The 9,800-nt window shown below is 71.4% G+C and carries 8 protein-coding genes and 1 pseudogene; 2 read left to right on the top strand and 7 right to left on the bottom strand.

Annotated elements, in window-relative coordinates; genetic code table 11:
- Positions 1–327 precede the first annotated feature (327 nt).
- Positions 328–1,185 carry an AAA family ATPase gene (locus Q0L54_RS07965; RefSeq protein WP_366937949.1) on the top strand — a complete coding sequence of 286 codons (858 nt, stop codon included), beginning with the start codon at positions 328–330 and terminating at the stop codon, positions 1,183–1,185.
- Entirely contained in the window at positions 1,182–2,174 is a 993-nt protein-coding gene (locus tag Q0L54_RS07960; RefSeq protein WP_296666931.1) for a ParB/RepB/Spo0J family partition protein, read from the top strand. Before Q0L54_RS07965 ends, Q0L54_RS07960 begins: the two co-directional genes overlap by 4 nt.
- Before the next feature lie 31 nt (positions 2,175–2,205).
- On the opposite strand, the gene Q0L54_RS07955 is transcribed toward Q0L54_RS07960, so the two are convergent.
- From Q0L54_RS07955 to Q0L54_RS07925, 7 genes and pseudogenes are all read right to left on the bottom strand, one after another.
- Complete coding sequence (locus Q0L54_RS07955; protein WP_296666929.1) at positions 2,206–3,150, bottom strand: D-alanine--D-alanine ligase; 945 nt, start codon at positions 3,148–3,150, stop codon at positions 2,206–2,208.
- Between the two features lie 23 nt (positions 3,151–3,173).
- A complete protein-coding gene (locus tag Q0L54_RS07950) occupies positions 3,174–4,484 on the bottom strand; it encodes a PLP-dependent aminotransferase family protein (protein WP_296666927.1) in 1,311 nt (436 codons plus the stop codon).
- Positions 4,485–4,557: 73 nt separating this feature from the next.
- Entirely contained in the window at positions 4,558–4,860 is a 303-nt protein-coding gene (gene trxA, locus Q0L54_RS07945; protein ID WP_296666933.1) for a thioredoxin, read from the bottom strand.
- A gap of 114 nt (positions 4,861–4,974) precedes the next feature.
- Positions 4,975–5,910 (bottom strand): annotated as a pseudogene (gene trxB, locus Q0L54_RS07940) (thioredoxin-disulfide reductase); the annotation flags it as partial.
- Between the two features lie 115 nt (positions 5,911–6,025).
- Positions 6,026–7,459, bottom strand: a complete 1,434-nt coding sequence (locus Q0L54_RS07935; RefSeq protein WP_296666925.1) for a hypothetical protein — start codon at positions 7,457–7,459, stop codon at positions 6,026–6,028.
- 46 nt (positions 7,460–7,505) lie between these two features.
- Complete coding sequence (murJ, locus tag Q0L54_RS07930; RefSeq protein WP_296666921.1) at positions 7,506–9,218, bottom strand: murein biosynthesis integral membrane protein MurJ; 1,713 nt, start codon at positions 9,216–9,218, stop codon at positions 7,506–7,508.
- 1 nt (position 9,219) lies between these two features.
- Positions 9,220–9,800 (bottom strand): DUF6049 family protein (locus Q0L54_RS07925; protein ID WP_296666919.1); only part of this gene is annotated, 581 nt, incomplete at its 5' end.

The raw sequence follows: 9,800 nt of genomic DNA, 5'->3' as shown, positions 1-9,800 counted from the left end.
GGGCCTCCGGGGGCGCCCCCGCGATGCGCTCCTGCGGTAGAGTCGTCAGCCTGTGACACGGACGGTCACCGACCGGGGCGACCCGGGCCGGCGCGCCTCGCCGGGCGCCGCGCGCGACGACCGTTTCACGTGAAACATGGTGACGGGCTCGACCCCCTGGGCGCGGCCCGGGGGAGACAAGAGGGGATCTGCGTGTCGCTCGACAGAACGCATGGGCCGGGGCTCCGCGACGATGGACCGGGGCGCGAGGATTCCGATGTTTCACGTGAAACACCCGATCCCTTCGATGGCCTCTCCGCGGATGACGACAGCCCCCTGGCGGCCGAGATGATGGCCACTGAGCGCACGCGCCGCGCCCTCGAGGCCTCCTCCTTCCCCCTCCCGCCCCGCACCCGGGTGATCGCCGTCTCGAATCAGAAGGGAGGGGTGGGCAAGACCACCACCTCCGTCAACGTCGCCGCCGCCCTGGCTAAGCGCGGCGCGAAGGTTCTCGTCATCGACGCCGACCCCCAGGGCAATGCGTCGACCGCCCTGGGAGTCGACCACCACTCTGGGACCCCGTCGATCTACGAGGCGCTGCTGGACGACACCCCGCTCGAGGAGGTGGCGCAGCGGTGTCCCGAGGTCGACACCCTGTGGTGCGTGCCCGCAACCATCGACCTCGCCGGCGCGGACATCGAGCTCGTCTCGGTGGTGAGGCGCGAGTTCCGGCTCCACGGCGCAATCCACGACCTGCTGGCGGGCGCCGGCAAGGACCTCGACTACGTCTTCATCGACTGCCCACCCAGCCTTGGTCTCCTGACGCTGAACGCCATGGTGGTCGCGAACGAGGTACTCATCCCGATCCAGTGCGAGTACTACGCCCTGGAGGGACTCACGCAGTTGATGAAGACCGTCGAGATGGTGCGCAAGCACCTCAACCCCGATATTCACGTGTCGACCATCGTGCTGACCATGTACGACGGCCGCACCAACCTCGCGCGCGAGGTGGCGGGGGAGGTGCGTTCGCACTTCCCGAACGAGACGCTCGATCAGACCGTGCCCCGGTCCGTGCGCGTGTCGGAGGCGCCCGGGTTCGGGCAGACGGTGATCACCCACGACCCACATTCCTCGGGAGCGGTGGCCTACATGGCGATCGCGCGTGACATCGCGGTGCGCGGCGCCGCAGGAGCGGAGCAGCAGTGAGCAAGCCGAACAGGGGCCTGGGCCGCGGCCTCGGAGCGCTCATCCCCACGGAGGCCGAGACGGCCATTCAGGACCGCCCCCGCGACCTCTTCTTCTCCGATACGTCGACGATGGCACTCCCGACCATCACCGAGCTCTCGGAAGACGGCGAACTGGTGCCCGTGCCCGGCGCGGTGTTCGCGCACATCGACCCGCACGCCGTGGTCCCGAACCCCCGGCAGCCCCGCACGGTCTTCGATGAGGAGTCGCTCGCCGAGCTCGTCGGATCGATCAAGGAGATCGGCGTCCTGCAGCCGATCGTGGTGCGGCCCAACCCCGAGGGGTCGGGCTACGAGCTCATCATGGGCGAGCGGCGTCTGCGGGCGTCCAAGGAGGCGGGACTCACCGAGATCCCCGCGATCGTCCGGTCCACCGACGACACGGCGATGCTGCGCGACGCACTGGTCGAGAACCTGCACCGCAGCCAGCTGAATCCGCTCGAGGAGGCGGCGGCGTACCAGCAGCTTCTCGACGACTTTGGCATCACGCACGACGAACTCGCCGCACGGATCTCACGATCCCGTCCGCAGATCACCAACACGCTGCGGCTCCTACGGCTACCCGCGCCCGTGCAGCGGCGCCTCGCAGCGGGCGTGCTGAGCGCCGGCCACGCCCGCGCGCTGCTCGGCCTCGACAGCCCGGAGGCCATGGAGCAACTCGCGACGCGCATCGTGGCGGAGGGGCTTTCCGTACGCGCCACCGAGGAGGCCGTCACGCTGGGCGTGGACGGCCCTAAGCCCAAGCGCGGCGCCGTGCGTGCCGGGGGACGGACCGCGGCGCTGGACGAGCTGGGCGGCCGCCTGGGCGATCGCTTCGACACCCGCGTGACCGTCAAGCTGGGCCGCGCCAGGGGTTCGATCACCATCGACTTCGCCACGGTCGAGGACCTCAACCGGATCATCGGGCTCATCGACCCGGGGGATCCCGGGGTCTTCGGCACCGACGCCTGACCGAGCCGCCACGGGCGTGGCGCCCGCGCGGCTACGCGACCGGCCCGCGCGCCGCCGCGCCGTCGACAAGCTCCTGGTAGAGCGTGCCGAGGTCGAGCCCCGCGGCCTCCGCGGCCTGAGGGAACAGGGAAGTCTCGGTCATGCCAGGGGCGATGTTGATATCGATCACCTGCGCGCGGTTGTCGGCGTCGAGGATGAGGTCCACGCGGGACAGGTCCCGCAGCTCCATGGTGCGGTGGACCGTCAGCGCGGCCTGCGCCGCGATCTCGGCCTGTTCGGGCGTGAGCCGCGCGGGGGCGAAGTACTCCACCCGCCCCGGGTTGTACCGGGCGTCGTAGTCGTACGTCCCCTCGACGGCGATCTCGACGGCCGGGAGGGCCCGCGCATCGTCGCCCGTGCCCACCACGCTGATCGCGAGTTCCACGCCCTTGACCGCCCGCTCGATCAGCGCCACGTCTCCGTAGGCGAAGCAGTGGACCATCGCGCGCGCCAGATCGTCGCGGTCCTCGACGATCGAGATGCCGAGCGCGGAGCCGCCGCGGGCGGGCTTGATCACCACGGGGAGCCCGAATCGCGCCACGACGGTGTCGAGCACGTGCTCCGCGCCCACCTCGCGGAACAGGGACTGCGGAAGTGTCACGTAGTCGGGGCTGTCGATGCCGGCGCGCATCATGACGGCCTTGGCGACGGCCTTGTTCCAGGCGACGCGTGCGGCTCGCGACGTGGTGCCCACATACGGCACCCCCACCAGCTCGAGCAGGGCCTGGAGCGACCCGTCCTCGCCGGACGAGCCGTGAAGCAGGGGCCACACCACGTCGACGCCCCCGAATCGCAAAGTTGGAATCAATTCCGTGTCAACATCGCGCAAAGATACCTGGTCGAAGGCCCCTCGCAGCGCCTCCTGCACCCGCCGTCCGCTTCTGATCGAGACATCGCGCTCGTGCGACAACCCACCGGCCAGGATCAGTGCGTGCATGGCGTGCGGTCCTTTCGAAGACGTCAGAACAGGTCGGGTGACGGGAAGTCGACGGAGTCGCCGCGACGGCCGCCGGAGGCTCCGAAGATCCGGACGGTCTCGAGCTCGGCGTCGACCACGGTGGAGAGGCGGCGCACGCCCTCGCGGATCCGGTCCGGGGTGGGGAAGCAGTAGGACAGCCGCAGATGGTCCGTGCCGGAGCCGTCGTAGTAGAACGCGCTGCCGGAGACGTACGCGACGCGGGCGGTGATGGCGCGCGGCAGCATCGACTTCGCGTCGAGCCCGTCAGGGAGCTTGACCCACACGTAGAAGCCACCGTCGGGCACGTTCCACGAAGCCTCGGGGATGTGCTCGCCCAGCGCGGAGATCATCGCGTCGCGCCGGTCACGGTACTGCTCGCGGAACTTCTTGATCTGGCCCTGCCAGTCGAAGTGCTCGAGGTACGTGCTGATCGCCATCTGGGATGCGTTGGACGGGCTCAGGATGGCGGCCTCCGACGCGAGCACCAGCTTCTCGCGCACGGCGTGCGGCGCCACGGCCCACCCCACGCGGTACCCGGGCGCGAACGTCTTGGAGAAAGACCCCAGGTAGACCACCCCTTCTGGGCTCATCGACCGCATCGCGGGCAGGGGCTCGTGGTCGAACCCGAGCAGCCCGTACGGGTTGTCCTCGAGCACCAGCACGCCGTAGCGCTCACAGATCTCGAGGATCCGCGGTCGCCGCTCGAGCGACAGCGTGACACCTCCCGGGTTGTGGAAGTTGGGCACGGTGTAAAGGAACTTGACGCGCTTCCCGGCCGCCTTCAGCCTCGCCAAGGCCTGCTCGAGGGCCTCGGGAATCAGCCCGTGCGCGTCCATGGCCACGTGGACCACATCGGCCTCGTGCGCCCGGAACACTCCCAGCGCCCCCACGTACGACGGCGCCTCGGCGACGATGACATCGCCCGGGTCGATGAAGATGTTGGTGACCAGGTCGAGCGCCTGCTGCGAGCCCGTGGTGACCACCACATCGTCCGGGTGGGCGGAGATGCCCTCGAGGGCCATCACGTCGAGGATCTTCTCGCGCAGTCCCACGTCTCCCTGGCCCGACCCGTACTGGAGGGCCACCTCTCCCTGCTCGACGATGATCCGCCGGGTCATCTCGCCCAGCTCCTCGAGCGGCAGGCCACCGATGAACGGCATGCCGCCGGCGAGTGAGACCACCTCGGGACGGCTGGCGACGGCGAAGAGCGCGCGGATCTCGGACGCGCGCATCTGATGCGCGCGCTGCGCGTACGACCCATACCAGGGGTCGAGGCGGGTTCCCTCGCGAGGGGTGGGGGTGCCGTCGTTCATGGCGCAAGTCTGGCAGACGCGCGCGGGTCCAGCGGTGGGCGGCCTGGACCCTGGCCGGCGCGAGCGACTCGCGCTACGTGAGCACCTCGTCGAACAGCGCGGCGAGCGCGGGCTTGGGGCGCGCGCCCACCACGGACTTCACCACCTCGCCCGCTCGGAAGAAGCTCATGGTGGGGATGGAGGTCACGCCGTACGCCATTGCCAGCTGCGGGTTGGCGTCGGTGTCGACCTTGACCACCTTGAGCCGGCCCGCGTACTCCTCCGCCAGCTCGTCGAGCAGGGGCGCGACGGCGCGGCACGGGCCGCACCAGGTGGCCCAGAAGTCCACCACCACCGGAACCTCGGAGGACAGCACCTCCTGCTGGAAGGTGTCCACGGTGGCGGGCACGGGCGAGGTGGGCAGTGCGGCCGCGGGGGCCGCGGCGGGTGCAACCGTGGTGTCGCCGGCAGGGGCGTCCTGCTCCGGCTCCGCGGCCGCGGGGGACGATGCGGCATCGGCCAGGGCGTCGAGGAAGTGCTGGGCGTCGAGCGCGGCGGCACAGCCCGAACCCGCGGCCGTGATGGCCTGGCGGTAGCGGCTGTCGACCAGGTCGCCGCAGGCGAAGACCCCGTCGACGTTGGTGGCGGTGGTGCGACCCTCGACCAGGACGTAGCCCGCTGCGTCGGTGTCGATCACGCCGGTGATCAGCTCAGACCGCGGCTCGTGGCCGATCGCGACGAACAGCCCGGTGGCGTCGAGAGTGGTCTCCGTGCCGGTGACGCGGTCGAGCACCCGCACCCCGGAGAGCTTCGTGTCGCCGTCGAGCCCCACCACCTCGCTGTTCCACACGAACTCGATCTTCGGATCGGCCTTGGCGCGGTCCGCCATGATCTTGGAGGCGCGCAGCTCGTCGCGGCGGTGCACCAGGTAGACCTTGCGCGCGAAGCGCGTGAGGAAGGTGGCCTCCTCGACCGCGGAGTCCCCGCCTCCCACCACCACCACGTCCTGGTCGCGGAAGAAGAAGCCGTCGCAGGTGGCGCACCAGGAGACGCCCTTGCCCGAGAGCCGCTTCTCGTCCTCGAGCCCCAGCTCGCGATATGCGGAGCCGGTGGCGAGGATCACGGCGTTCGACGTGAACTCCTTGCCCATGCCGGTGACCACCCGCTTCACGGGGCCCGCGAGGTCGACCTCCGTGACGTCGTCGAACATCACCTCGGCGCCGAACCGCTCGGCCTGGGCCTGCAGGGTCTCCATGAGCTCGGGACCCTGGATCCCCTCGACGAAGCCGGGGAAGTTCTCGACCTCGGTGGTGTTCATCAGCGCGCCGCCCGCGGTGATGGAGCCGGCGATCACGAGCGGCTCGAGGCCTGCGCGCGCGGCGTAGATGGCGGCGGTGTATCCGGCGGGGCCGGATCCGATGATGATGACGGTGCGGGTGTCGCTCACGGTGCTTCCTCGGTTGATCGATGGCCCCTTCCGTTGCGTTCGGGGCCGGCGTCCTATGAACAGATGGTAGGGGTCCGATGTTCCCCCCTCGGACGCGATGAGCGCCCGGGTATCGTCAAGAGTTCGGAGACGGGACGGGCGTGGATGTCTCGGTCACCCCAGGGTTGGGGATGATCGACGGGTCCGGCTCGATGATGATGTCGGGGCTGAGCGGCGCCTGCAGCCACACCAGCGCGAGTGCGATCGCGACGGCGACCGCCAGCACGCCGGCAACCATGACCACCCGTCCGCCGTTGAGCGGGCCCCCGAATTCGGCCCGCGCGCGAGCCCTCGCGAGGCTCCGCGCCACGGTCGCCGAGCGCGGCCAGCGGCGGTGCCACGCCTCGAGCACCAGCTCCCAGGTGCCCTGGTCTCGGGTGACGTTCTGGGACGCGACCATGATCTCGAGGGTGTCGAAGTTCGCCTCGTACTTGTCCGCCGGAGCCTCCTCCGGGTCCGCGGCGGCCACGGGAACGGGGGCGGCGTCCAGGGCGACCTCGAGTTCACCGTCGAGGTCGCCCTCGACGCCGGCCACCACGGGCATCTGCTCGGTGACCGCCGCGCGCTCGTGTCGGAACTCCTCGGCCTTGCGCATCGTCGCCCGCAGCTCTGGATCGGCCACCTGCTCGGCCACCGCCTCGTCCGCCTCGTGGACGGCCGCGGCAAGCGTCTCCGCGGCGATGAGCGCGCGGGACGCCTCGAGCCGTTCGAGCCGGGCACGCTCGGCCTCCTCGGCGTCACGGGCGGCGCGCGCGGCGGTGGCCCGGGCGACGGCGGGGGTGGGCGGGAACGTCGCGACGGCATCCGTGAACCCCACCAAGGCGCGCGCGTCGAACGGCGAGAGGGCGTCGACCACCGCGCCCAGAGACGCGGGCGCCGAGCCGCGCAGCGCGTCGACGGCGAGGGTCCTTGCGGAGCCCGGGATCCCGTCCGGTAGGTCGTCTGGAGTGGCCTCGACAGGGACGATGCCGGTGAGCGCATGCACGAGCATGAGTGCGAGCGCACGCGCGTCTCCCGCCTCCGACGGCGTCGGGACCAGCTGTGCCTGGGAGGCGGCCTCGCCGTCGATGCCCACGCCGCTCACCACCACCCGGCCGCGCTCGGTGACCGTCACGGCGGCGGGCCTCAAGTATCCGTGGGAGAGGCCCTCTCCGCGGGCCGCGGCCAGGGCCCGCGCGGCCCCGCCCACCACCGCGATGGCGCGGCGGCTGTCGAGCCGGTGGGTCGCAAGGACGTGGTCGAGCACCGCGCCGGGCACCTGCTCGACGGCGACGTACGTCACCTCGACGCCGTCGATCGCCTCCCTGCCGGTGGCGACGATGCGCGCAAGGCGAGGGTCGCGCAGCCGCGACGCGCGGGTCGCCTGCTGTCGCACGGCGGCGGCGGAGGCGGAGTGGACCAGATCGACCACCACAGGGCGGTCGAGCCGCTGGTCGTGAGCATCGAAGCGTTCGATACCAGGAATGTCGTGCTCGATCCGGTCGAGCAGGGTGAAACGTGCACCCAACACCGTGCCCGCTTGCACCCGCTCGCCACCCCCGGTCCCTCTGCCGGGACTATCGTACGCGGCGTCGGAGACGGCGGGTGATCGGGGCCACCAGGTCCCGCGCTTCGGGGACCCGCATCAGCCGTAGCAACGCCCAGTACACGAGGCCCATCAGTGGGATCAGGACCGCGAGCGCCGCGACCGCGACCATCAGGCTGTGGCCGATGTCCGCCGGGTCGGGGGCGGGGATGAAGCGCAGCAGCGACCAGCCGAGCACGCCGGTGACCCCCGCCGCCAGGATGGCGCGCGCCGCCATGGAAGCCACCCGGCGTCCGTCGAGCCCGCCCACGCGGCGACGGACCCCGTTGGCTCGTAGCGCGACGCCCACGACGTTGGACACGCTCAGGGCGAGCGCGACACCCGCGGTCCACCAGGCGTTGGGCAGCCGATCCTGGATGAGCAGAATGCCGCCCACCCACGCGATGGTGACCGGGATCTGGATGTAGAACACCGCCTTGCCGTCCTCGAGCGCGAAGAAGACGCGCTTGAACACCGAGAGCAGGCCCAGCGGTGCGGCCCCCAACGCCAGGGCCATGAGGACGTACGCGACGGACATGACCTCCTCCGCCGGCTGAACCGGCAGCGCGATCCGCACGATGGCGGGGGCGAGCGCGACGAGCACCGCGGTGGACCACAGCCCGAACACCGTGACGATGCGCATGCCGCGCACCGTGCTCGCGCGCAGCGACGCGACGTCGCCCGCCGCGGCGTGGCGCGCCATGGGGGTGGCCAGGGCGGTCACCAGCGAGACCGTCACCAGCGAGTGCGGCAGCAGGTAGAGCATCATCGCGTTGAAGTAGGCGGCGTTGCCGGCGATCGAGGGGTCGATCCCGCCGGGGTTCGCGCCCGAGGCGACGCGGGTCGCGAGCACCACGCCCACCTGGTCGAGCAGCACGGCGCCCAGCGCCCAGCCCGCGACGGTGGTCACGCCACGCAGCTCGCCCTTGGGGCCGCCCCAGACCATCCGCCAGCGGTAGCCTCCACGGCGGAGCGGCCAGATCAGGATGAGCGCCTGGGCGGCGATGCCAAGGGTCGCGGTGCCGGCGATCAGCGCGATCCGCTCGGGCGTCCACCCGGGGTCCGCCGCCGCGCCCGCGAGCATGTCGGGGTCGATGGCGTACCGGCCGTAGATGCCCAGGTAGACGGCGAGGCCGGCGATCGACACGACGTTGTTGAGCACCGGCGCCCACATGTACGGCCCGAACTGCTCGCGCGCGTTCAGCACCTGGCCCAGGATCGTGTACACGCTGTAGAAGAACAGTTGAGGGATGCACCAGAACGCGAAGCCGATCGCCAGCTGGCGCTGTTCGGGCGTCCACCCCTGGGTGTAGAGCATCACGAACACGGGCGCGGCGAGGGTGAGCAGCACGGTGAGCCCGAGCGAGCCGAATACGCCGAGCGTGACGATGCGGTCCACGGTGCGCTTGCCGTCGTGACGGCGGAAGGCGCGCACGATCTGGGGCACCAGCACCGCGTTGAGCACGCCCGCCGCCACCACCGCGTACAGCGCGTTCGGGATCTTGTTCGCCACGTCGTAGGCGTTCGCCGCGACCGCGTTGACGCCGATCGCGGCGGCGAGCATCGCGTTGCGCGCGAATCCCAGCCCGCGGGACACGAAGGTGCCCGAGGCCATCACCAGGGTGTTGCGTCCGAGCGATCGGCGGGGGCGCGCCGGCTGCGCCGGGTCCGTGGGCTCGGGGGACGCCGAGGGCTCGTCGGCCACGTCAGGCTTCGTCCGCGGCGGCGTCGTCCTCGGGGCGAGGTCCCGTCCGCGTCTCCTTGCGGCCGCGGCGCACGGTGCGCACCACCCCCATGACGAGCAGCAGCACCAGGCCGGCGGTGAAGAAGGCGGTCACGGCGTTGCCCCAGTCCGCGCGCACGCGCACGGACATCAGGGTGGGCGAGCCGAGCGCGACGCCATCGGGGTTGCGCAGGACGATGCTGGCCGTCACGTTGGCGGAGGAGACGGCCTCGACCTCGACCAGGACGGACTCCGCGGTGCCGGCGGCCACGGTCACCGTGGGGGTCTCGCGCACCTGCAGGTTGGGCGAGAACGACGTCATCGCCACGGTGACGGTCGCATCGACGTCGAGGTCGTTGCGCACGGTCACCGGCACGGCGCCGCGCGAGGCGATCAGGTTGACGTCGGATCCGGCGGCGATGGTGAGCGCGCCGAGCGTCGCGTCCGTCGCGGCCACGGCCTCGTCCACGCGCGCCTGGCGCGCCGCCGCATCGCCGCGCAGCACGGTGCCGAGCGGCGCGAGCAGCTCGTCGCCGGCGGGGTCGAGGATCGCCGCCGGGTCCG

The sequence above is a fragment of the Demequina sp. genome (genome assembly GCF_024642165.1).
In the GTDB taxonomy this organism is placed as follows: domain Bacteria; phylum Actinomycetota; class Actinomycetes; order Actinomycetales; family Demequinaceae; genus Demequina.
The sequence above is the reverse complement of the archived record's forward strand: the minus strand, read 5'-3'. Positions and strand labels throughout refer to the sequence as shown.